The 20,914-nt window shown below is 62.1% G+C and carries 19 protein-coding genes; 5 read left to right on the forward strand and 14 right to left on the reverse strand.

Annotation, left to right across the window (positions count from 1 at the left end):
* Positions 1–39: 39 nt before the first annotated feature.
* Together EI293_RS09830 and EI293_RS09835 are read right to left on the reverse strand one after the other, a co-directional pair.
* Positions 40–561 (reverse strand): acyl-CoA thioesterase, encoded by a 522-nt coding sequence (locus EI293_RS09830; protein ID WP_125437025.1) that lies wholly within the window; start codon positions 559–561, stop codon positions 40–42.
* Positions 562–701: 140 nt separating this feature from the next.
* Positions 702–1,358, reverse strand: a complete 657-nt coding sequence (locus EI293_RS09835) for a protein-L-isoaspartate(D-aspartate) O-methyltransferase (protein WP_125437027.1) — start codon at positions 1,356–1,358, stop codon at positions 702–704.
* A gap of 205 nt (positions 1,359–1,563) precedes the next feature.
* Here EI293_RS09835 and EI293_RS09840 point away from each other — a divergent pair, with 205 nt between their 5' ends.
* Together EI293_RS09840 and EI293_RS09845 are read left to right on the forward strand one after the other, a co-directional pair.
* Positions 1,564–2,979: a sugar transferase gene (locus tag EI293_RS09840; RefSeq protein ID WP_246010590.1), complete on the forward strand. Its 1,416-nt coding sequence runs from the start codon at positions 1,564–1,566 to the stop codon at positions 2,977–2,979.
* Between the two features lie 113 nt (positions 2,980–3,092).
* Entirely contained in the window at positions 3,093–3,683 is a 591-nt protein-coding gene (locus tag EI293_RS09845) for a riboflavin synthase (RefSeq protein WP_125437031.1), read from the forward strand.
* Positions 3,684–4,318: 635 nt separating this feature from the next.
* Here EI293_RS09845 and EI293_RS09850 read toward each other — a convergent pair.
* Both EI293_RS09850 and hemF read right to left on the reverse strand, forming a co-directional pair.
* Positions 4,319–4,906, reverse strand: coding sequence for a phosphatase PAP2 family protein (locus EI293_RS09850; protein ID WP_125437033.1), 588 nt, complete (start codon positions 4,904–4,906; stop codon positions 4,319–4,321).
* A complete protein-coding gene (hemF, locus tag EI293_RS09855) occupies positions 4,900–5,862 on the reverse strand; it encodes an oxygen-dependent coproporphyrinogen oxidase (protein ID WP_125437035.1) in 963 nt (320 codons plus the stop codon). The genes EI293_RS09850 and hemF overlap by 7 nt, the downstream gene beginning before the upstream one ends.
* A 333-nt stretch (positions 5,863–6,195) precedes the next feature.
* On the opposite strand from hemF, the gene EI293_RS09860 reads away from it, so the two are divergent.
* The gene (locus EI293_RS09860) at positions 6,196–7,227 is read left to right on the forward strand and encodes an MBL fold metallo-hydrolase (RefSeq protein ID WP_125437037.1); all 1,032 of its coding nucleotides are present in this window, start codon (positions 6,196–6,198) and stop codon (positions 7,225–7,227) included.
* A gap of 119 nt (positions 7,228–7,346) precedes the next feature.
* Here the strand turns inward: EI293_RS09860 and EI293_RS09865 are convergent, their stop codons facing one another.
* Complete coding sequence (locus EI293_RS09865) at positions 7,347–7,874, reverse strand: GNAT family N-acetyltransferase (protein ID WP_125437039.1); 528 nt, start codon at positions 7,872–7,874, stop codon at positions 7,347–7,349.
* 128 nt (positions 7,875–8,002) lie between these two features.
* On the opposite strand from EI293_RS09865, the gene EI293_RS09870 reads away from it, so the two are divergent.
* Complete coding sequence (locus tag EI293_RS09870) at positions 8,003–10,213, forward strand: alpha-ketoacid dehydrogenase subunit alpha/beta (protein ID WP_125437041.1); 2,211 nt, start codon at positions 8,003–8,005, stop codon at positions 10,211–10,213.
* A 111-nt stretch (positions 10,214–10,324) separates the two neighbouring features.
* On the opposite strand, the gene tamL is transcribed toward EI293_RS09870, so the two are convergent.
* On the reverse strand, positions 10,325–12,964 hold the full coding sequence (gene tamL, locus EI293_RS09875) for a translocation and assembly module lipoprotein TamL (protein ID WP_125437043.1): 2,640 nt from the start codon (positions 12,962–12,964) through the stop codon (positions 10,325–10,327).
* On the opposite strand from tamL, the gene EI293_RS09880 reads away from it, so the two are divergent.
* Positions 12,955–13,704 carry a TrmH family RNA methyltransferase gene (locus EI293_RS09880; RefSeq protein ID WP_125437045.1) on the forward strand — a complete coding sequence of 250 codons (750 nt, stop codon included), beginning with the start codon at positions 12,955–12,957 and terminating at the stop codon, positions 13,702–13,704. The two genes, tamL and EI293_RS09880, sit on opposite strands and share 10 nt — an antisense overlap.
* A 100-nt stretch (positions 13,705–13,804) precedes the next feature.
* On the opposite strand, the gene EI293_RS09885 is transcribed toward EI293_RS09880, so the two are convergent.
* The 8 genes from EI293_RS09885 to EI293_RS09920 all read right to left on the reverse strand — a co-directional run bounded on the left by EI293_RS09885 (position 13,805) and on the right by EI293_RS09920 (position 20,766).
* Positions 13,805–14,968, reverse strand: a complete 1,164-nt coding sequence (locus EI293_RS09885) for an outer membrane beta-barrel protein (RefSeq protein WP_125437047.1) — start codon at positions 14,966–14,968, stop codon at positions 13,805–13,807.
* Positions 14,969–14,995: 27 nt separating this feature from the next.
* The gene (locus EI293_RS09890; protein ID WP_125437048.1) at positions 14,996–15,832 is read right to left on the reverse strand and encodes a hypothetical protein; all 837 of its coding nucleotides are present in this window, start codon (positions 15,830–15,832) and stop codon (positions 14,996–14,998) included.
* On the reverse strand, positions 15,813–16,397 hold the full coding sequence (locus EI293_RS09895; protein WP_125437050.1) for an RNA polymerase sigma factor: 585 nt from the start codon (positions 16,395–16,397) through the stop codon (positions 15,813–15,815). The genes EI293_RS09890 and EI293_RS09895 overlap by 20 nt, the downstream gene beginning before the upstream one ends.
* 271 nt (positions 16,398–16,668) lie before the next feature.
* Positions 16,669–17,028 carry a CoA-binding protein gene (locus tag EI293_RS09900; protein WP_125437052.1) on the reverse strand — a complete coding sequence of 120 codons (360 nt, stop codon included), beginning with the start codon at positions 17,026–17,028 and terminating at the stop codon, positions 16,669–16,671.
* 165 nt (positions 17,029–17,193) lie between these two features.
* Positions 17,194–17,844, reverse strand: coding sequence for an outer membrane beta-barrel protein (locus EI293_RS09905; protein ID WP_170170325.1), 651 nt, complete (start codon positions 17,842–17,844; stop codon positions 17,194–17,196).
* A 210-nt stretch (positions 17,845–18,054) separates the two neighbouring features.
* A complete protein-coding gene (locus EI293_RS09910) occupies positions 18,055–19,623 on the reverse strand; it encodes an NAD(P)/FAD-dependent oxidoreductase (protein ID WP_125437056.1) in 1,569 nt (522 codons plus the stop codon).
* A 173-nt stretch (positions 19,624–19,796) separates the two neighbouring features.
* On the reverse strand, positions 19,797–20,144 hold the full coding sequence (locus EI293_RS09915) for a hypothetical protein (protein WP_125437058.1): 348 nt from the start codon (positions 20,142–20,144) through the stop codon (positions 19,797–19,799).
* Positions 20,145–20,364: 220 nt separating this feature from the next.
* On the reverse strand, positions 20,365–20,766 hold the full coding sequence (locus EI293_RS09920) for an acyl-CoA thioesterase (RefSeq protein ID WP_125437060.1): 402 nt from the start codon (positions 20,764–20,766) through the stop codon (positions 20,365–20,367).
* Between the last annotated feature and the right edge of the window lie 148 nt (positions 20,767–20,914).

Genomic DNA, 20,914 nt, shown 5'->3' on the forward strand with positions numbered 1-20,914 from the left:
GAAAAAATGCATCGGTGGGAAGCCGATGCAGCTTAGGCCTTATTCCAGCTCAAATAATGCTCTCAGCTCGGTAGCCTCGTGCGGGTTCATGCGGCCGCCCAGCACCAAGCGCAGCTGGCGGCGGCGCAGGGCACCTTCGTAGAGAGCAATTTCCTCGGCCGTTTCGGGCACGGCGTCCGGCACGTCGATAGGGCGGCCCGACTGGTCCACGGCTACAAAGGTGAGGAAAGCCTCGTTGCTCTTGATTTTGGTGCCGCTCGGAATGTCCTCGGCCCACACGTTGATGTGCACTTCCATGCTGGAACTGAAGGAACGCGTCACCTGCGACTCGAGCGTGACCACGCTGCCCAGCTTAATGCCTTCCCGGAACGAGACGTTATCCACGGAGGCCGTCACCACGATGCGGTTGGAGTGGCGCTGGGCCGAAATGGCCGCGCACACGTCCATCAGGTGCATCATGCGGCCGCCCATAAGGTTGTTGAGCGTATTGGTATCGTTGGGGAGCACCAGTTCGGTCATTCGAACGAACGAGTCTTGCACCGGCTTCTGTTTGCGCAGCATCAGGAAAAAAAGGTCAGGTAGTACAACCGCAAAGGTACAAGGGGTGAAATTGTGAAGTGGTGAAATTGTGAGTTTGCTGCTCGGCATGCGCTATCAGTGCAGATTGAACATCGAACTCATAATTTCACTACCTCACCATTTCACATCTTCCCCCAGCCGGCCTGGCCCAGCAGCGGCACGAAGCGGAATTCCTCCAGCTCCTGGCGGGAGAATTCCTCCTCGCTTTCCCGCACCACGCGCATCATGCGCTGGGTGGTTTCGTCGCCCACCGGAATAATCAGTGCGCCGCCCACGCGCAGCTGGCGCAGCAGGGGGCGGGGCAGGGTAGGCGAGCCGGCCGTAACGATAATCTTGTCAAAGGGCGCGTGCTGGGGCAGGCCCATTGAGCCGTCGCCGCAGAACAGGTGTGGGGTGAGCTGCATGGCCGTGAGGCGGCGGGCCGTGCGCTCGAACAGCACCTGGTTGTACTCGATGCTGAATACGTGGGGTGTGAGCTCCAGCAGCACGCTGCACTGGTAGCCCGAGCCGGTCCCGATTTCCAGCACCCGGTCGGTGGGGCGTACCTGCAATAGCTCGGTCTGGTAGGCCACCGTGTAGGGCTGCGAAATCGTCTGGCCCTCGCCGATGGGGAAGGCCTTATCCTGGTAAGCGTGGGGCTGAAAGGCGGCGTCGAAAAACAGGTGGCGCGGCACCGTGCCGATGGCCGTCAGCACCCGTTCATCCCGGATGCCCTTGCGGCGCAGCTCCTCCACCAGGGTGCGGCGCATTCCTCGATGACGGTACGTATCGGTGTGCATAAGCGGCAGGAAAAGGCGAAACCGGCAGCCTGTCGGCCCCGGCAAAAGCAAGCGGCCGTTCGGATAGCGGGGTTTTCCTACCTTTGCGCAACTCCGAAAAATGGCCCGCACGGGCTTTTCAAGGCCCGGCCAAAGCGTAAAACTACAGCTTCGGCCGCACAAAATCACCCCCTGGTACCGGTCCGGCCGGTTAGTTCTTCTGCTCTTGATTCGTACTCTCCAAAAACTGAAGCTGATAGCCGCCGACTTCGGCGCGGCCCTGTTGGCGTGGGTATGTTTTTTTCTGCTCCGTAAGTACCTGCTGCGCGAAATCAGTGCCGAGTACCACTTTGCCGCCGATGCAGCTTTCCTCTCCGGCTCAGCCCTGATGATTGCCGCCTTCTGGACCGGTCTCTATGCGCTGCTGGGCGAGTACAGTGACATTTTTCGTAAGTCGCGGCTGGCGGAGGTTATCCGCCTGGGCCGCGTGTCGCTGCTAGGGGCCATCCTGATTTTCTTCGTGCTGCTGCTCGACGATCAGGGCGTGCAGAACTACCGGAGCTACTACAAAACCATTTCGGCCTACTTCCTGCTGCACTTCACCATTACGGCCGTGCTGCGCATCTGGGCCGTGAGCAGCGTGCAGCGGCTGGTGCGCGGAGGTGTTATTTCCTTTAACACCTTGCTGGTGGGTTCCGGGGCCCTGGCCCGCGACACGTTTCAGGAGCTGCAGCGCACCGGCCGGCACCTGGGGCTGCAACTGGTAGGCTTTACGCCTCTGGGCGATACGGTGGATGAGATGCTGGCCGCCGACCTGCCCGCCCGGGGCTCGTACCGCCGGCTGCCGGCCCTCATCCGGGCTCTGCACGTGGAGCAGATTGTCATTGCCATTGAGCCCTCGGAACACCGCGTGATTGAGGAAATCCTGACGCTGCTGGAAGGCTCGCCCGTGCGCATCAGCATCCTGCCCGACCTGTACCAGATGCTGCTGGGCTCGGTGAAGGTGAGCCACGTGTTCGGCACCCCGCTCATTGAAATCAAGCAGGACCTGCTGCCGCTCTGGCAGAAAGTGCTCAAGCGCCTGATTGACGTGGTGGCGTCCTGCCTGTTTCTGCTGCTGGCCTGGCCGGTGTATGCCTTCACGGCCGTGATGGTGAAGCTTTCCTCGCCGGGGCCGGTGTTTTACTCGCAGGAGCGCATCGGGCGGTACGCCCAGCCGTTCCGCATCTACAAGTTCCGCTCCATGTACGTGGACGCCGAAAAGCAGGGTCCCGCCCTCAGCTCCGACCACGACCCGCGCATCACGCCCTGGGGCCGCTTCATGCGCAAGGTGCGCCTCGATGAGCTGCCCCAGTTCTGGAACGTCATCAAGGGCGATATGAGCATTGTGGGGCCGCGCCCGGAGCGCCGCTTCTTCATCGACCAGATTGTGCAGATTGCGCCCCACTACCGCCACCTGCACCGCGTGCGGCCCGGCCTCACCAGCCTCGGCCAGGTGAAGTACGGCTACGCCGAAACCGTGGCCCAGATGGTCGAGCGCCTCAAATTCGACATCCTCTACATCGAAAACATGAGCCTGGCCATGGACTTTCGGGTGCTGCTCTACACGTTGAAGATTATCATCGAGGGGCGGGGTAAGTAGGAATTAATTCTGAGAGATGAATGCTGAATTATGAATTGGAGCCGGTGGCAAACTGTGGCGGGCTTCAGGGGTTAATTCATCACTCATCACTCATCACTCATAATTCAATAGCATTGTTCACCGGCATCATTGAAACTCTTGGCACCATCACGGATGTGCGCCGCGAAAACTCCAATATTCACTTCACCGTGCAGTCGGGCTTTGCCCAGGAGCTGAAAATCGACCAGAGCGTGGCCCACGACGGCGTGTGCCTGACGGTGGTAGCCGTGGACGGCATGGCCGGCACCCACGTGGTAACCGCCATCGACGAGACGCTGCAGAAAACCAACCTGAACGCCTGGGCACCCGGCCGCCGCGTGAACCTGGAGCGGTGCCTCTCGGCCAACGGCCGCTTCGATGGCCACATTGTGCAGGGCCACGTGGACCTCACGGCCGAGTGCGAGTCGGTGGAGGACCAGAACGGCAGCTGGCTCTACCGGTTCCGCCACGTGCCCGGCCCCGGCCGCGTAACGGTGGAAAAAGGCTCCATCTGCATCAACGGCACCAGCCTCACCTGCTTCAATAGCACCGACGACGGCTTCTCCGTGGCCATCATTCCCTACACCTACGAGCACACCACCTTCCAGGACCTGCGCCCCGGCCACCAGGTAAACCTGGAGTTCGACATCGTGGGCAAGTACGTGGCCAAGCTGCTGGGGAAGTAGGCGGGAACTGCTTAACCCCGATACGGAACCAGGCAGTGGCCTACCTGAGCAATTAGCTTAAGCGCCCTGCCCCGGCTACCAACAAGTGTATGTAGTTGGGACAGGGTGCTTTCAATATAAAATCAACTATAAAGTGTGTGTAGAATGTCGTTACGTCGATACCTGAAATTAGCACCTCTTCCGCAGCAGCTCACATACCTGCGCCGCTGGTGGATGGTACTGGGTGTGATTGTGCTGCTGGGGAAGCTTATGTGGTATATGACTTCATATGCTAAGCTTGATGCATCGGTGTTAGAAACCAAGCAATTTATCCAACAACTACGTAGCCTGCATATACACTTACTTACATATATTCTACTTCTGGCTATCAGCTATACAAACAGACGGGTATTTTGGAGTTTAGCATTGATTATTAGCAGCTATAAGCTATTCATGCTGCTACGTATGTTCTCTTTTGGTGACTGGCTTATTATGGAATATTCTTATCCACAAGAGCTAACGCACCTTTTTAGGTATATCCTCTCTTATTGGGTATTTCACTTGCTCTTCAATGTGGGCCCAGTTTTCGTAACTTTCCTGTCCACCGTGTACCTGTACTGGCTTATCGGCTGCGTCCGGATGATTCGGTACCTGACTTACACCACTGCCGGTTCCGCCGAGCCAAACCACCGGATTGCCAGCCGTTGATACGCCCAGGCGCAGAGCCAAGCCAGACCAGAGCCGAGCAAGGCGCCGGCCAGTACGTCGGAGGGGAAGTGGGCGGCCAGGTACATGCGGCTGTAGCTTACCAGGGCGGCCCACACAAACAGCATCCACTTGGCCACGCGGTAGCGGCGGGGCAGCACTAAGGCCACAAACACGGCCAGCGCGAAGGAATTGGCCGCGTGCGAGGAAATAAACCCGAATTGTCCGCCGCAGCCGTTTACTAGGTTCAGGGTGGCCGAGAGGTCGGGGTCGTGGCAGGGGCGGAGGCGGGCGAAGTAGGGCTTGAAGAAGCGGCTGGATATGCCGTCGGCCAGGGCCACGCTTAGGCCCAGCAGCGGCACCAGCAGCCGGGCGCGGCGGCCGTACAGGTACGCCAGCACCACCAGCAGCACCAGGTAGGCCGGAAACCACACGAAGCGTTCCGTGAAAAACACCATCCACACGTCCAGTTTGGGCGTGCGGTGGGCGTTGGCCGCTACCAGCAGCCACCGGTCCAGGGCTTGCAGCTGCTCTAGCACGCGGCAGTGGGTTGGGCGTTCAACCAGTCCACGCCCTTGCGGAGCCACTGCTGGGTATCGGCTTCCGCCGAGCCGGGCTCAGGCTGGATGTTGTAGTGCCACTCGCACTGGGGCGGCAGGCTCATCAGGATGCTCTCGGTGCGGCCGCCGGTTTCCAGCCCGAAGCGCGTGCCCCGGTCGATGGCCAGGTTGAACTCGGCGTAGCGGCCCCGACGCACCAGCTGCCACTGCTTCTGCTGTTCGGTGTGGGGCAAACCGGCGTTGTGGCGCAGCAGGGTGGTGTAGGTGCGGCCGTACACCTCGGCCACAGCGCGCACAAAGGCAAACAGGCTCTCGGCGTCGGCCTCTTTGCCCACGATGAGCCGGTCAAAGAAAATGCCGCCGATGCCCCGGGTTTCCTGGCGGTGCGGGATGTAGAAATACTCATCGGCCCAGTGCTTGAACCGCTCGTAGTAGGCCGGGTTGTGGCGCTGGCACACCTCGGCAATCTGGGCGTGAAACCAGCGGGCCTGCTCCAGATCCACGTAAATCGGCGTCAGATCAAGCCCGCCGCCAAACCAGGCCTCGCCGTTGCCGGCCTCGAAGTAGCGCACGTTCATGTGGGAGATGGGCACGTGGGGGCTGCGCGGGTGCTGCACCACCGATACGCCGGTGGCGAAGTAGTTGGGGTCGGGCATGAGCAGCACGCGGGCGGCCTGCTCGCTCATCTGGCCCTCCACGGCCGAAAAATTCACCCCGCCTTTCTCAATAGTAGCTCCCTCAGTGAGGATGCGGCTGCGGCCCCCACCGCCGCTGTGGTGCTGCCAAGCGTCCTCGCGGAAGCGGCCCAGGCCGTCGGTGGTTTCCAGTTGCTGGCAGAGCCAGTCCTGAAACTGGCGCATCCAGGCCTCTACGGTGTCGCGGAAACGGGGCTGCGCGGTGGGCGTAGGGAACGGAGAAGGGGCGGAGGTGAGCATAGAAAGCAGGACAGCAGGCGGCAAGTTCGGGGCAAACTTTAGCTGGCAGAAGGAGCCAAAAACTGGCGAAAGTCAGTAACCTCTGCTGTTTTGTGTCTGGCAAAGGTAAAGATTTCCCGTAGCTGCGCCGCTGGTCTGGGGGCGGCAAGCCATTGGGGCGGTGGCCGCGTACTGATGTTGCTGCGCCGTCGGGCAGTCGACTTCGTTCCGGCGGCAACCGGCCCGATGGACGCTGTCGGAATGAGGCCGACTGCCCGAACCGTTGGGGGCGTAAAGTAAACTTCCGCTGAATTCGTCCTGTTGGTTACCGGCCTCTTTCGGGCCGCCTTGCTTATGCTTCACGTATTCGGGAAAAATCCCACCCGCGACATTCAGCGCCGTTTTGCCGGCCTTACCAACTACCAGAACGGCCGGTTCGAGAACCTGGGTGGCGTCAGCTTTCGGCCCACCGATGCGCCGATGGGGAAGATGCTGCGCGACTTTCTGCGCAAGCCCCGCACCGTCACGCCGTCCCGGCCGCTGCCTGTCGTCCAAACCGATTTGCACCATCCTGTTTCGGAACTGCCCACCATTATCTGGTTTGGCCATTCTTCCTACCTGATTCAGGCCGGTGGCCGCAATATTCTGGTAGATCCGGTGTTCAGCGGAGCTGCCTCGCCGGTTTCCTTCGCCGTGAAAGCCTACCCCGGTTCCGATATCTACCAGGTGGCTGATATGCCGCCCATTGACGTGCTGGTGCTTACCCACGACCACTACGACCACCTGGATTACGCCACCGTAACCCAGCTGCGCGGTAAGGTACGGCACGTGGTTACGCCCCTGGGCGTGAGTGGCCACTTGCGGTCCTGGGGCTACGCGCCGGAGCAGCTCACGGAGCTGAACTGGCACGATGCGGCCGAGCCGGTGCCGGGCGTGCGCCTCACCGCCACGCCGGCCCAGCACATGTCGGGCCGCAGCCTGGCCCCGCAGCGTACCCTGTGGGCCTCGTTTGTGCTGCAACTGGATGGGTTTCGGTTGTTTCTGGGTGGCGACAGTGGCTACGGGCCGCACTTCCGGGCCATCGGGGAGCAGTATGGCCCTTTTGATGTGGCTTTGCTCGAAAACGGTCAGTACAACCTGAGCTGGCACGCCATTCATTGCCTGCCCGAAGAAACCGTGCAGGCCGCCCAGGACCTGGGCGCTAAGCTGTTGCTGCCGGTCCACTGGGCCAAGTTTACGCTGGCCTACCACCCTTGGAATGAGCCGATTCAGCTCGTGCTTCAGGCCGCTGATGCGGCGGGGCTACCCGTTACCGTTCCCCGTATCGGCGAGGCCTACACGCTGGGCACCCCGCCAAAGCGGGACGCGTGGTGGGCGTTTGACTGATGCTCAGTGCTGTAATTACGAACGAAGTGAGGAAACTGAGTTTACCGCGTAGCGCCTACCCCAGATTCCTCACTTTGTTCGGAATGACAGCTACTCTACATAATAGCAGAATGAGCGGCTTACAGCTCCTTCCGCAGCACCAGCAGTACCAGCGGCTCCGCTTGGCGCGGAATGCCGAACCGGGCATCGGTGGGGAAGTCCACGGTGGCGCCGGTGCGGCGGAAACCCAGCCGCTCGTACCAAGCCAGCAGTTCGTGGCGCACCGAAATAACGCTGATGCTAATACCGGTGCAGCCCAGCTTACGGGCAAAATCCTCAGCCGCTGTAACCAGTTGGCGGCCCAGGCCCTGAGCCTGCCGGGTGGGCTCCACCGAGAGCATTCCCAGGTACAAATCGGGGTGCTGGTGTTGCAGAAATACGCTGCCCACCAGCTCCTGCGTTGGGATGTGGGCCAGCAGAAACGTAGCGCCGGGGCTGTGCAACTGGTCCCGTAAGTCGGCCTCGTCGGTGCGCTGGCCGGCCAGCAGGTGGGCTTCGGTGGTCCAGCCCTGTTCGGAGGCTTCGCCCCGGTAGGCCCGGTTCACGAGGCAGTTGAGGGCAGGCAGGTCGGCTTCGGAGGCGGGGGAGAAGTGCAGGAGCGGGTTCATAGTGCGAAGGTAAGCGGAGAGTAGTCAGGAGGAAATCCCAAAAGCAACTGAACTATTGGCGTTGCTTGCTACTTCATTACCGCATCCCGCCAAACCTGTACCTTCGCCCCAGCACCCACCACCCGCACATGACTACTGAAACCGCCTTTTTGCCGGAAACTGAGTTTACTGCCACCCGCCCCGATACGGCAACCCTGCGCCGGGCCTACCGGCTGATGCGCACCGCCGACGAGCTGGCCCGCCTCTACGAAGAAAACAAGGCCGTCACGGCCCGCTACGTACACGCTACCGCCCGGGGCCACGAGGCCATTCAGCTGGCCGCCGCCTTCCACCTCGGCCCCCAGGACTATGCCGCGCCCTACTACCGCGACGATGCCATGCTGCTGGGCATGGGCCTGACGCCTTACGAGCTGATGCTCCAGCTCATGGCCAAGCGCGACGACCCGTTCTCGGGCGGTCGGACCTACTACAGTCATCCCTCTTTGCGCCGGGCCGGTTTCCCTACTATTCCGCACCAAAGCTCTGCCACCGGCATGCAGGCCATTCCGGCTACCGGCGTGGCCCACGGCATTAAATACCTGGAAAGCCAGGGGCTGGCGACAATTAGTAATGAGCAATTAGTAATTAATAATTCGTCTGTAAGTATGCCAACGGATTCAGGTTCGATGGATGCTGAACAGCCAATTCTTAATTCTTCATTACTAATTACTAATTCAGAAAAGAAGCCGTTGGTTTTGTGCTCCATCGGCGACGGGGCCATGACGGAAGGGGAAGTGGCCGAAGCGCTGCAGATGGCCGCGCTGCACCAGCTGCCCATCATTTACCTGGTGCAGGACAACGACTGGGGTATTTCCGCTACCGGCCGTGAGATGCGCAGCATGGATGCCTACGAGTTTGCCGCCGGCTTCAAAGGGCTGTACCGTCTCCAGTTAGACGGGGCCGATTTCCTGGCCAGCTACGCCGGGATGCAGCAGGCCGCCGAGTATGTGCGGCAGCGGCGCGGCCCCGTGCTGGTGCACGCCAAATGTCCGCTGCTGGGCCACCATACCAGCGGGGTGCGCCGCGAGTGGTACCGCGGCGACAACCTGGCCCAACACACTACCCTCGACCCGCTGCCGCGCTTCCATCAGCAACTACTGGAGCTGGGTTTTGCCGAGGAGGAGCTGCAGCAGCTGGCCGCCGAAGCCCGCGCCACCGTGCAGGCCGATTACGAGCGGGCCCTGGCCGCGCCCAACCCCGACCCGGCTACCTTTGCTGACCACGAGTTCGCCCCGCCCGCCGTGACGGAGGAGGCCGGCGAGCGGAGCCCTGCCGGGGCCGAAAAAGCCCTGATGGTGGACGCCGCTTTGCACGCCGTGGATGACATTCTGCGCGAATTCCCGGAGGCCCTGTTCTACGGCCAGGATGTGGGTGGGGAACTGGGCGGCGTGTTCCGGGAGGCGGCCCTACTGGCCAAAAAGTACGGCGACGCCCGCGTGTTCAACACGCCTATTCAGGAAGCCTACATTGTGGGCAGCACCGCCGGCATGAGTGCCGCAGGAGCCAAGGCCATTGTCGAAATTCAGTTTGCCGACTACATCTGGCCCGGCCTCAACCAGCTGGTGGAAGAGCTTAGCAAATCCTGCTACCTCTCCAACGGCCAGTTTCCGGTGCAAAGCCTGATTCGGGTGCCGGTGGGGGCGTATGGCGGGGGCGGACCCTACCACTCGGGCTCCATTGAGAGCACGCTGCTCACCATCCGGGGCATCAAGGTGGTGTACCCGAGCAACGCCGCCGACATGAAGGGCCTCATGCGCGCCGCCTTCCTCGACCCCAACCCGGTAATTATGCTGGAGCACAAGGGGCTGTACTGGAGCAAAGTGGCCGGTACCGAGGACGCCAAAACCGTGGAGCCCGCCGCCGGCTATGTGCTGCCGCTCGGCAAAGCCGCCGTGGACCAGGAAGCCGCCCCCGACAAGCTCCGCAACGGCGAAACCTGCGTGGTGATTACCTACGGCATGGGCGTGCACTGGGCCAGAACCGCCAGCCGGCAATTGCCCGGCCAGGTGGAAATCCTGGATCTGCGCACCCTTAACCCGCTGGACTGGGATGCGGTGCAGGCCGCCGTGCGTCGCCACGGCAAGGCTCTGGTGCTCACCGAGGAGCCTTTGCTGAACTCCTTCGCCGAGAGTCTGGCCGGCCGCATTCAGCGCCACTGCTTCCGTCAGCTCGACGCGCCGGTGTTCACGCTGGGGGCGGCCAACCTGCCCGCCATTGCCCTCAATGTGGAGTTGGAAAAGCAGATGCTGCCCAGCCTCGATAAAGTACTGGCTGCGTTGCAGGAGCTACTAGGGTATTAGGCGGTGAAAGGTAAAGTTGTGGTGGGTGCAAAACAGTTTCATCCACCACAAGCAAAACGCCCCGGCAGATCTGCCGGGGCGTTTTCTTTCGTTCACCAGTTCACTACTTGCCTAGAATGGATACCCAATGCCCAGGTTAAAGGCCGACTGGTCCTCGCGCAGGCTGAAGTTGCGGATAACCCACTTGTTGCCCGGCGCGGTGGGGTCGTAGACTTTGGTGGCAATATCCAGCCGCAGAATCAGGAAGTCGAAATCAAAGCGCAGGCCGAAGCCGGAGCCCACGGCCAGCTCCCGGTAAAACTTGTTGAGCTGAAACTGAGCCCCTTCCCGGCGGGGGTCGGCACGGATAACCCACACGTTGCCGAAATCCGTGAAGAAAGCCCCTTTGAAGAAGCTGTAAATTGGGAAACGGTACTCCACGTTGCCTTCCAGCAGCAACTCGCCGGGCTGTTCCAGGTCGTAGTCACGCACTTTCTGGCCGTTAACCAGTAGAAATTCCGTGGGGTTGTTGGGGTCATACTTGTACTGCGTATACGACCCAACCCCCAGCCGGCGCGGTTTCCAGGCCCGCACGCTGGAACTGCCCCCGGCAAACAAGTACTTGTCGTAGGGTACCAGAAAGGAGCGGTTGGTGGTTGGGACGCCTTCCACAATGGTCGTGACGCTGGTCGCACTCAGAGCCGTGGCCGCTCCGCCCGCCAGCCGGTACACCAGATACGAGTCGGGGCCCAGCTTGTGGTAGCGACGATAATCGGCCGTGAACTTGCCGAAATCGTAGATTTTGAGGGCGTTGCTTTTGGGGTTGTCCTGGTTGTTGATGAGGGGCTGATCCTGATACAGGCTGCGGGTGAGTCCGCCTAGCTCGGCAAACAGGCGCAGGTAGCGCGCGTCTCGGGTTTCGTTGAAGTCGTTGGAGTTGTAAAGGGCGGTGGCGTTGAAGCTGGGAATGAACAGGTTATCGAAGCTGCGCAGCAGCGGGGAGCCCTGCTGAATTTCCAGGTTGCGCAGATATTGCGCAAAGTCTGGGTCGATATTCGCCGTCCGGATAATGCTCACGTCAATCGGCGTGAGCACATACTGCAGATAGGCGGAGCGTTGCCAGAGGTAGTCGAACGTGCCTTCCACGTTCGTGCGGGTATAATCGGGGCGATTGACGTAGGTGTAGGAAGCGTTGAAGCGGGTGCGCGGGTTGTACTGGCTCAGGTAGCGGTTGCCCCGCCACGGCAGCAGAAACTGCGGCAGCACCAGGTTCACATTGCCGCCCAGCTGGGTGGTAAGTACACTTTTGCTGCCCGTGTCGCCCTCGCCGGTGTTGGTGCCGGTCAGGTTCAGCTGGCCTTCGAAACCCGCCCGCAGGCCAAACTCCAGCACCTCGGAGCCCCCGAATACATTGCGCACTTTAAGGCGAACGTTACCAAAAGGGCCGGGTCGGCCCGCCACGTACGTGCCGCCGAATTCAGTTGTTTCCTGAAATTTCTTGGCCGGAGAGGCATTCACGGTGGCATCCAGCAGGCCCCGGGCCGAGTCGGCCGGTGCTTCCGGGCCCCGCACGCGCCGGTACGTCACGGTGCTGAAGCGGAACATATCCAGGCCCGCCAGCTGCCGTTGGGTGAGCTGGGTTTTGCTCAGGCTGTACGGCTGGCCGGGGCGTACCACCAGCTTGCGGTCCAGGGACTTGGTGCCGAAGCGGTGCCGATAGGCCAGGTACTTCACCGAGTCGCGCACAATGGTGTCGCGCTGCTGCCCGAAGCGCACGATGCCGGCATCGGTAATGAAACTGACGTTGCGGATGGTGTACAGGCGGTGCTGCTCACCCCGCGTCGGCTTGCTGATAATTGTGCGCAGACGAACCGTCGTCGGGGCAAAGCTGGTATCGGCCTCCAGCGTAATATATTGCTGGCGGAAGTCGAAATAGCCCTGATTTTTCAGCAGATTCTCGATGCGGCCACGCTCATTGCCAATTACTTCCTCGTCGTACTGGTTGCCCACGCGCAGCAGGCTCTGCGCTTGGCTGGCCAGCACCCGGCGGGCCACGGCCGTGTCAGCAATGTCATAATCAAGCTGGGAGTACTTGAACGCCGGCCCTTCGTGAATCCGGTACGTCACGGTCACGCGCTGCGAGTCGGTATGGAAGGGGGACTGCAGGGCGAAGATGCGTAGCGGTGCAAACCGCCGCGTTGGCACCGTATCGGTGACGGCAACGGAGCTGCGGAAAAAGCCTTTCGATTTCAGAAAGGTGCCCAGCTGCTCGGCTGAAGTAGCCGTGAGTGAGGAATCATAGATAACTGGCGGCTCGCCCAGCCGCATAATGGCGTTGCCCTTATCCAGGGCCAGCTGGTGGCGGCGGACGTGCCGCTCCCGCTTGGTCAGGAGCTTGCCCACTTCCGAGGAATCGGTGCCGGCCGCCCGGATGAGCTGGTCGTATTTGGCACGGTCGGCCTCCAGCTTGCCCTGAATGCGCTCCTGGTTATAAAATGAGCGGCCTAGCTGGTAGATGGCTACCTTTGGCAGCGGAAAGGAACTGTTGGGCTTCTGCTGCACCAGCGTTTGCAGGCGCAACGCATCGGCCTCTTTCGTGCCTTCCACCTTCACCTGGCTCAGCAGCCGCTGGCCCGGCTGCAGCAGCCGCAGCGGTGAGCAGGCACCCAGCCCGCCCGCCAGCAGCAGACTGCCCAGCGCCAGTCGCGAAGGGTATTTTCCTCTAAAAAATCCCGTTGAGGGCTGGCCGTTAATCTGCGAATATGGTTTCAAAAGCAGTAGCGAAATACGTGCACGCGCTGCACCTGAAGAAGTACCGACTCCGGCACGGAGCCTTTCTGGTAGAAGGGGGGAAAAGCGTGCGGGAGCTGCTAAGTTCTGGGATTCTAACGGAACGCCTCCTCATTACGGCTGAATTCAACGAGAAAATTCAGGCGGAACTGCCCGCCGGCCTGCCCGTGGACGTGGTGTCGGAGGCGGAACTGACCCACCTGGGTACGCTCAGCACCAATAATACGGCCCTGGCCATTGCGCGCCTGCCCGAGGAAAAACCGCTGCTGCCGGACCCCAATCAGCTGCTGCTGGCCCTGGATGAGGTGCGCGACCCGGGCAACGTGGGCACCCTCATCCGGCTGGCCGACTGGTACGGGCTGGCCGGCGTCGTCTGCTCCGATACCTGCGCCGACCCCTGGGCACCGAAAACCGTGGCCGCCACCATGGGCTCGTTTACCCGCGTACCGGTGTGGCAGCGCAACCTGCCCGAGTGGCTCGGCAGCCTCGCCCCGGAGCTGCCCGTGTACGGCGCCGACCTGCACGGCGACAACGTGCACCGCCTGACGCTGCGCCCGGCGGGCGTGCTGGTAATGGGCAGTGAAAGCCACGGCCTCACGCCGCCCGTGGAGGCCTGCCTCACCCAGCGCCTGCACATTCCCGGCCGGGGCCAGGCCGAAAGCCTCAACGTGGCCGTATCGGCCGCCATTCTGCTGGATAATTTTTACCGGAACGAGCAGTGAAGTAGTGAGCTAAGTGAAATGGTGAGTTTGACGCTCTACCGGGCCTGATGGCGCAAGCAGAACGTCAAACTCACCATTTCACTAGCTCACTATTTCAATGCTAATTCAACAGCGAGACGCCGAAGCTCAGGGTTTGGGCCTGGGGGCCGCGGTTGGTTTTAAACGTATCGTTGAGGTTGTACTTCACGAACAGGTCGATGCCGCGGATGCCGATGAGGCCCTGCACGCCGTACTGGAAATCTTCCAGGTTGTAGTTGCCGCGGTCCTTGTCCTTCTTGGTGTTGCCGTCTTCCTGATACTTGATTTTGGTGCGCGAGCCCAGCCGGTAGCCCACAAACCCGCCGGCCCCGATCCGGAAGGCATCCTTGCCCTTCTTGTCCTGAAAGCTGAGCATGGGCATCAAGGGCAGGTTGAGGGTGGTAACGGCCAGCTTGCTTTTTTCCAGGTTGCGGCTCGCATCGGCCTGCACAATGGTGGTTACGCCATTGGTGCTGACGAACTGGTAGTTGCCCTCCAGCATGTAATTGCTGAAGCCCAGCTCGGGGCCGGTGCGTAGGTACAGCGGGGAGCCTTTGCGGCCCAGCCGGATATCGTAGTGCCAGTTCAGGCTGATATAGCGTGAGCCGATGGGCCGCAGGTCGGGCGTAACGCCGTTGGCCCCGGGACCCTTATCCACCAGCGCGTTCAGGCCCAGGTCGATATCAAAGTTGCTGTGCACGGCGCGGTTGGCGCGTTCCTCCTGCTTGGCTTTCCGCTCGGCGTTGCGCACCGAGTCGGAAGCGGCGGTAGCCCCCACCCGCACCGATACCCGGTCGGAGCCGCCATCGGTGCTTTCATCCACCGATACCCCGAACACGCGGCCCAGCGTCACATCCACGTGGTCGGCCGATTTGGTGGTTTTCGCGCCAGTGCCCTGGTTGCGCACCGTGATGCGGATCTGCTCGGGTACCTGCTTGCCGGGCTGCTCCTTGGCGGGGTAGAATTCCATGGTCACCTGCTCCGACTTGGAGTTTTTGCCGGCGGCCTCGGCCTGGGTGATGTAGCCATCAAGCAGCACCAGCAGGGAGTCGAGCTTGTACTGACGCAATTCGCGCAGCTGGGCTTTGTTTTTCACGAACAGGGTCATGGTGGCCTGGTTTGGCAGTTTCACCACAATGGTGTCGTCGTTGGCAACGGGGGGCGCGAGGCGGGGCAGCGTTTTGGCCTGGCTGGCGGAAGCAGCACCGAGAAGCAAAGCGGCGAGGAGAACGGGGAGGCGTTTCATAACGAAGGGCGCTGAAAGCGGGGAGAGTTAGAGTTGAATGACTTTGGTGAGCGTGTGACCCGCCAGGCGGGCCTGCACCGTCACCGATTCGGGCAAGCCGGCGGCCGTGAGGCTCACCTTTTCGCCCTGCACCACGTTGCGGGCCTGCCGCAGCAAGGACACCAGCCGGGGCCGGTGGGCCGGAACTACCGGGGCCGGAGCCGCAGCAGCGTTGCGCACTTCTACCTCAATGGGGCCGGTGAGGGCCACGGTGTGGGCAGGCAGGTCCGTGGGCTGAGCCAGGGGGGCTTCCGGGCGGTTGAAGGCCGTTTCGGCGGGATTCTGGTCCGTTGCCCGGGGCTGCACGGCTGGCAGGGAGGCAGCCACAGCCAGTTGCTGCGGCTCAGAAGCACGAGGCCGGCTGATCCGGCGGCTTGCGGGAGCGGGGTCCGGTTGTACACCCGCGGACCGGGCTTCCGAAGCGGGCGTCGTAGTGGCCACTACGGCGGCCGGCGCAGTGGCCGGGGCTTCTGTTGGGCTAGATGGCGAGGCGGAGGAAGGGGTTGCCTGGGCCAGCGTGTTTTTTTCGGAGTTTAGCTCGGTGGTGGCCGGCGCGGGCTGGGCCGGGGCCGACAAAGAGGGAAGACTTGGGGCGGCAGCCATTTCGGAACGGCCGGCGGGGCTACCGGTGCCGCCCGTCAGCACCCACCAGGCGCCGCCCAGCAGCGTGAGCAGGGCCACGGCAGCGGCGGCCAGCCACATGGCCGGCCGCCGCTTGCGGGGCTGAATTTCGGCCTCAATGGCGTCCCAGACGAAAGCTGGCGGGGTGGGGGCGTGGTTCGCGAGCTGGTCGCGAAACAGCTTATCAATATCTTCCGGTTGCATACAGTTCTTTGGGTGAGGAGGTGGAAGCGGGCCGGGCCTGGGCACTGGCCACCGCGAGGCGGCGCTGGAGCATGCCCCGGGCCTTGCTGAGCTGCGACTTGCTGGTGCCCTCCGAAATACCGAGCAGCTCGCCGATTTCGGGGTGGGTGTAGCCCTCCAGGGCGTACAGGTTGAAAACAGTGCGGTAGCCGGCGGGCAAGTCAGCCAGCAGGGCCAGCATATCAGCCGCGTTGAGCTGACTTTCGGCCTCGGCGGCAGTAGCCGGTACGTCGTAGGTCAGGTCGTCGATGGCCATGTGCAGCGGCTCCTTGCGGCGCAGCATCCCCAGGGCTTCGTTTACCACGATGCGCCGGATCCAGCCCTCGAAAGAGCCTTCGTGCCGGTACTGGTCAAGGGCCCGGAATACTTTAGTGAAGCCCACAATCAGGGCTTCTTCCGCGTCCTCGCGCCGGCGCAGGTAGCGCAGGCACACAGACAGCATCAGGCCCGCGAACCGCTCGTACAGCAGTTTTTGGGCGCGGCTGCTGCCTTGGCGGCAGGCGGCTATCAGCTCAACATCGGTCACGGGAAAAGGCGTAAAGTTTGCGTCAGGAGCAGGTCGTTTGAGGGGCTAGATGGCGGTGGGGCCGCAGGGGTTGCCTGGAAAGAAGAGAAAAATTTCGGGCAATGGAAAAACGGACAAAGCCCCGTTTGTCATCCTGAATGCCGCGAAGGACCTTATCACGTCAGAACGGTAATCGTAATAACGACTCGTTCCGCTCGCATGAAGGTTCTTCGCGGTACTCCGGATGACAAACGGGGCTTTGACTTTTGACGTGTAGTCTTTGCCTACGCTGTTAGTACTGCCCCACGCTTAGCATCACCAGCGTGCAGGCTTCTTCGGTTTGAATGCCGCGCTGCTGGGCCAGTTCTTCCAGCTCCGGGTTTTCAGTGCCGGGGTTGAAGATGATGCGCTTGGGGTTCAGGTCCAGAATATAGTCGTACCAGGCGGGTTGGTTCTGGGGGCCTACGTAGAGCGTCACGGTATCCACGCCCTCGGCGGCGGGCCGGTCGTTGCGGATTTCCAGGCCGGCTACCGAGCCTTTGCGGATACCCACCGGTACCACTTCATGGCCGTGGCTTTTGAGCTGATGCACGGCGCGGTAGGCGTAACGGGCGGGGTTATCGGTAGCGCCCAGGACAAGGGTCTTTTTCATGAGTTCAGTTAATGGCTGACGGCTGTTTTTGCTGACAGCTGGTTGGTGTCCGTGAAGGTCCCTATCACGCAAAAACAGCCGTATTAGTTTCGTGGCGGCAAGTAAGCCGCGCCCGAAAGACGGTTAGCCGTTGTGCTGGTTGCCTCTGCTGCAGCCCGCCCCGCCCTAGCGACCAAACCGGTAGCGCACTCCAACGGCCCCGGAGGTGGTCACCACGCGCGGCGAGCGTAAATCCATATTGACTGTGCCTTCCGCCACGGCTTCCAGCCCGCCAACCAAGCGGTAACGGAGACTCGGCCCCACGTTCAGCGAATACTGGTTCACGTCAGAGGCTCTGCGGAAGGGAATGCTCTCGGCTGGGTTTCCGAGAGCCGGATAAAATCCTTCGCTCTGATAGGTGGCGCGGTCAAGGGTAAAGCCCCCGAGGGCATCAAGCTGGAAGCGGCGGCTTAGCCTGCGGGTAAGCGTGTAGCGTCCCAGCGCCGTTATGCTCAAGGCCGTATTCCGGTAGTCAATCCGATATGTACCGGCCGAGCCCCCATAGATGTCCAGGATGTTGTTTGTGCTGGATCCGGCGCTGTTGCTGTAGGCCGCACTTACCTGTACGGCCAGGCGCGGCCGAAACTGGTAGCCCAGCGTCAGCTGCAAGGGTGGCCATTTGCTGGCATCAAGCTCCCGGCTCAGGCGTTGGTTGGAGCTGGTGAAAGCCGAAAGGCCGACGTAATAGCGGGGAACTTCCGGCGTAGTGGTCTGAGCCAGGCTCAGCAACGGAGTGATAAGTAGAGCGGCACCGATGCCAACGGAACGACTGAGCATAAAGAGAAGAAAATAGAGTAAAGCCGGCTGCGACCTGCAAACGAACAATAACAGGAGCTTGGTCCGCTCGGAATCGTTGCAATACTCCCCCGAAATAGCCTGTCGTAGCATGCTCAGGGAGAAACGGTACCCCGGTATAGCCCAAGTGGCGGGGCCCGTACTACCGGACCCCGCCACTTGGGCTATACCGAAGATGAGCGAGAAAAATCCCTACACGAGTGCCAGTACGGCTTCCGCGCACCGCTCGCCATCCATGGCGGCCGAGACGATGCCGCCGGCGTAGCCCGCCCCTTCGCCGCAGGGGAACAGGCCGCGCACATCCGGGTGCTGCAGCGTTTCCCGGTCGCGGGGGATGCGCACGGGGGAGGAGGTGCGGCTTTCCACGCCCACAATCTGGGCCAGGTTGGTGGCGTAACCGGGAATCTTGCGGCCGAAGTTCTGGAAGCCCTGCCGCAGCCGGTCCGCGAGGCCCGCGCCCAGTACCTCATCCATCGGCACCGATACCAGGCCGGGCTGGTAGCTGGTTTCGAGTAGCGCGGCGGAGGTTTTCTTTTTCAAGAAGTCGCCCAGCAGCTGGGCCGGGGCCAACTGGGTGTTGCCGGCCCGCCGGCAGGCGCGCTGCTCAATTTCCTGCTGAAACCGCAGACCGGCCAGCGCCCCGTACTGGCGCACGTCCATATCCTCTAGCTCCACGGCCGCCACAATGCCCGAGTTGGCAAAGCGTGAGTCGCGGCGGCTGGGGCTCATGCCGTTCACCACTACCTCGCCGGGGGCCGTGGCAGCCGGCACGATAAAGCCGCCCGGGCACATGCAGAACGAAAACACGCCCCGCTGCCGCTGCTGCCACTGCGTCTGGTGGACCAGGGAGTAGGAGGCGGCCGGCAGCTGGCCCCGGTCCTGGCGACGATACTGGGCCTGGTCGATGAGCTGCTGAGGGTGCTCCACGCGCACGCCCAAAGCAAACGGCTTGGCCTCGATGAGCACGCCGCGCCGGTGCAGCAGCTCGTACATATCCCGGGCCGAGTGGCCGGTGGCCAGAATCACGGCGTCGGCCGTCAGCTCCTCGCCGGTGCTGGTAACCACCCCGCGCAGGTGCGAGCCGGTCAGCAGCAGGTCGTCTACGCGGGTATCAAAGCGCACCTCGCCGCCGGCCTCGCGCACACTGTCGCGCAGGGCGGCCACTACCGAGGGCAGCTTGTTGGTGCCGATGTGGGGGTGGGCATCCACCAGAATGTCGGAGGTGGCGCCGTGTTGCACCAAAATCCGCAGGATGCGCTGAATGTCGCCGCGCTTACTGGAGCGGGTGTATAGCTTGCCGTCAGAGTAGGTGCCGGCCCCGCCTTCGCCGAAGCAGTAGTTCGACTCGGGGTTGACGAGGTGGTCTTTGTTGAGGGCGGCCAGGTCGCGGCGGCGGGTGCGTACATCTTTGCCGCGCTCCAGTACAATGGGTTTTATGCCCAGCTCAATGGCCCGCAGGGCGGCAAACAGTCCGGCCGGGCCGGCGCCCACAATCAGCACCGAGCGGGTGGCCTGGCTGACGTTGGGGTAGCGGAACCAGGGGCCGAACAAGTCGGCGGGCGGGGCGGCGCGATAGATGTCGGCGCGCAGGCGCACCAGCGGCTGGCGGCCCCGGGCATCGATGGAGCGTTTGCGCAGATGCACAAAATCGGCCTGGCCGGGCACGAGGCCGGCGGCATCGAGCAGGGCGCGGTAGCGGGCCAGCTCATCGTAGGCTACTTCCGGGGGCAGCAGCAGCTCAAGTTCCTGGGGAAGGGACATGGGGGTAAAAGGGGTGAAAGGGAGTTAGCCTCTGAACCGGTACTGGAATCAAGGAAGCGCAAAGATACGCGGCCCCGCTACATGCCGCCGCCCCGGCCGCGGTCTGGGCACCAAACCAGAGCGGTTCAGTGGGCAGACCGCAGCCGGGGCGGCGGGTAAGGTGGGAACGGGCTTTAGCGGCTGCTCCGCCCGTTACCGTCGGTGGTAGGCTGGGTTTTGCCGACGGCCGGTCCCTGCAGACGGGGCCAGTATTCCTCCATGGCCTCGTTGAAAAGCATCAAAGTCTGGGCCCGCACTTCCCCCGAAGGGTGGCGCAGCAGGTTACCCAGCAGGTGGCGGTACATTTCGGTGGTTACTTCCAGGCCCTTGGCGCTGATGAGGCCGTGGTGAAGCAGGTCGCAGTTGGCGGCTACTGAGTTTGCCATAGAATCGGTTAAATCTTCGCGGGCTTGATCCGCTTCCCGGAACGATTGTTCCAGGCGGGCATTCATCTGCGGGGTGTAGTCCTTTTCAGCGGCCATATCTAAGATGAGACAGAGGGGGAATGGCAGGCAAAACCGCAGGCGGGGTTGGAATAGTTCAGCCTAGTCCGAAAAAATCTTGTTTACGTCCCACTTACGACTCAGTTGCCCCGCCAGATTGCCGCCGGCCGGCCGACAGCAATCTGGCGGGGCACCCGGCCCGCCGGCTGGCCGTCAAACCATACTTCGTCTGCCAAACGGCTTTGGCGGTAAAACCGGCTCAGGCGGCCGTAGCGGGCAGGATTCGGACGGGCCGCTTGTTTTCATCCACGGCCACAAAGGTGAACAGGCCCGACACGGCCCGGTGGCGCTCCTCGGAGTACATCTGCTCCACAAACAGCTCCACCCGCACTTTTAGGCTGGTGTTGCCCACGTGCTCCACCCGCCCGATGAGCTCCACCAGCGTGCCGCCGGGAATGGGGTGGGTGAAATCGACCTTGTCGGAGGATACCGTGACCATTTTGAGACGCGAGAAGCGGGTGGCCGTGATGAAGGCCACTTCGTCCATCATGTGCAGGGTAGTGCCCCCGAACAGGGTGTCATAGTGGTTGGTGGTGTTGGGGAAAACGGCCTTGAAGATGCGCGTTTCGGCGCGCGTGATTTTGTCGGCAAGCGTGGACATGGAAACTGGAAAAAAGGTGGATGAATGCACCTTCCCGGCCCGTTTCGGCGGCCTCATACGCTTCCTGGAGTTGCTCCCCGCTGAGTGCCACGCCCACGGCTATGCTGCGCCCGGGCGTAGGTTTTCCCATTCCCGGGTTGCGGGCCGG

The sequence above is a fragment of the Hymenobacter perfusus genome (genome assembly GCF_003944765.1).
Classification (GTDB): Bacteria; Bacteroidota; Bacteroidia; order Cytophagales; family Hymenobacteraceae; genus Hymenobacter; species Hymenobacter perfusus.

Coding starts and splice junctions, on each gene's coding strand:
- EI293_RS09830 (WP_125437025.1), bottom strand. CDS start 561: ATGCTGCGCAAACAGAAGCCGGTGCAAGACTCGTTCGTTCGAATGACC.
- EI293_RS09835 (WP_125437027.1), bottom strand. CDS start 1,358: ATGCACACCGATACGTACCGTCATCGAGGAATGCGCCGCACCCTGGTG.
- hemF (WP_125437035.1), bottom strand. CDS start 5,862: ATGCTCACCTCCGCCCCTTCTCCGTTCCCTACGCCCACCGCGCAGCCC.
- EI293_RS09860 (WP_125437037.1), top strand. CDS start 6,196: ATGCTTCACGTATTCGGGAAAAATCCCACCCGCGACATTCAGCGCCGT.
- EI293_RS09865 (WP_125437039.1), bottom strand. CDS start 7,874: ATGAACCCGCTCCTGCACTTCTCCCCCGCCTCCGAAGCCGACCTGCCT.
- EI293_RS09870 (WP_125437041.1), top strand. CDS start 8,003: ATGACTACTGAAACCGCCTTTTTGCCGGAAACTGAGTTTACTGCCACC.
- EI293_RS09880 (WP_125437045.1), top strand. CDS start 12,955: ATGGTTTCAAAAGCAGTAGCGAAATACGTGCACGCGCTGCACCTGAAG.
- EI293_RS09885 (WP_125437047.1), bottom strand. CDS start 14,968: ATGAAACGCCTCCCCGTTCTCCTCGCCGCTTTGCTTCTCGGTGCTGCT.
- EI293_RS09890 (WP_125437048.1), bottom strand. CDS start 15,832: ATGCAACCGGAAGATATTGATAAGCTGTTTCGCGACCAGCTCGCGAAC.
- EI293_RS09900 (WP_125437052.1), bottom strand. CDS start 17,028: ATGAAAAAGACCCTTGTCCTGGGCGCTACCGATAACCCCGCCCGTTAC.
- EI293_RS09905 (WP_170170325.1), bottom strand. CDS start 17,844: ATGCTCAGTCGTTCCGTTGGCATCGGTGCCGCTCTACTTATCACTCCG.
- EI293_RS09910 (WP_125437056.1), bottom strand. CDS start 19,623: ATGTCCCTTCCCCAGGAACTTGAGCTGCTGCTGCCCCCGGAAGTAGCC.
- EI293_RS09915 (WP_125437058.1), bottom strand. CDS start 20,144: ATGGCCGCTGAAAAGGACTACACCCCGCAGATGAATGCCCGCCTGGAA.
- EI293_RS09920 (WP_125437060.1), bottom strand. CDS start 20,766: ATGTCCACGCTTGCCGACAAAATCACGCGCGCCGAAACGCGCATCTTC.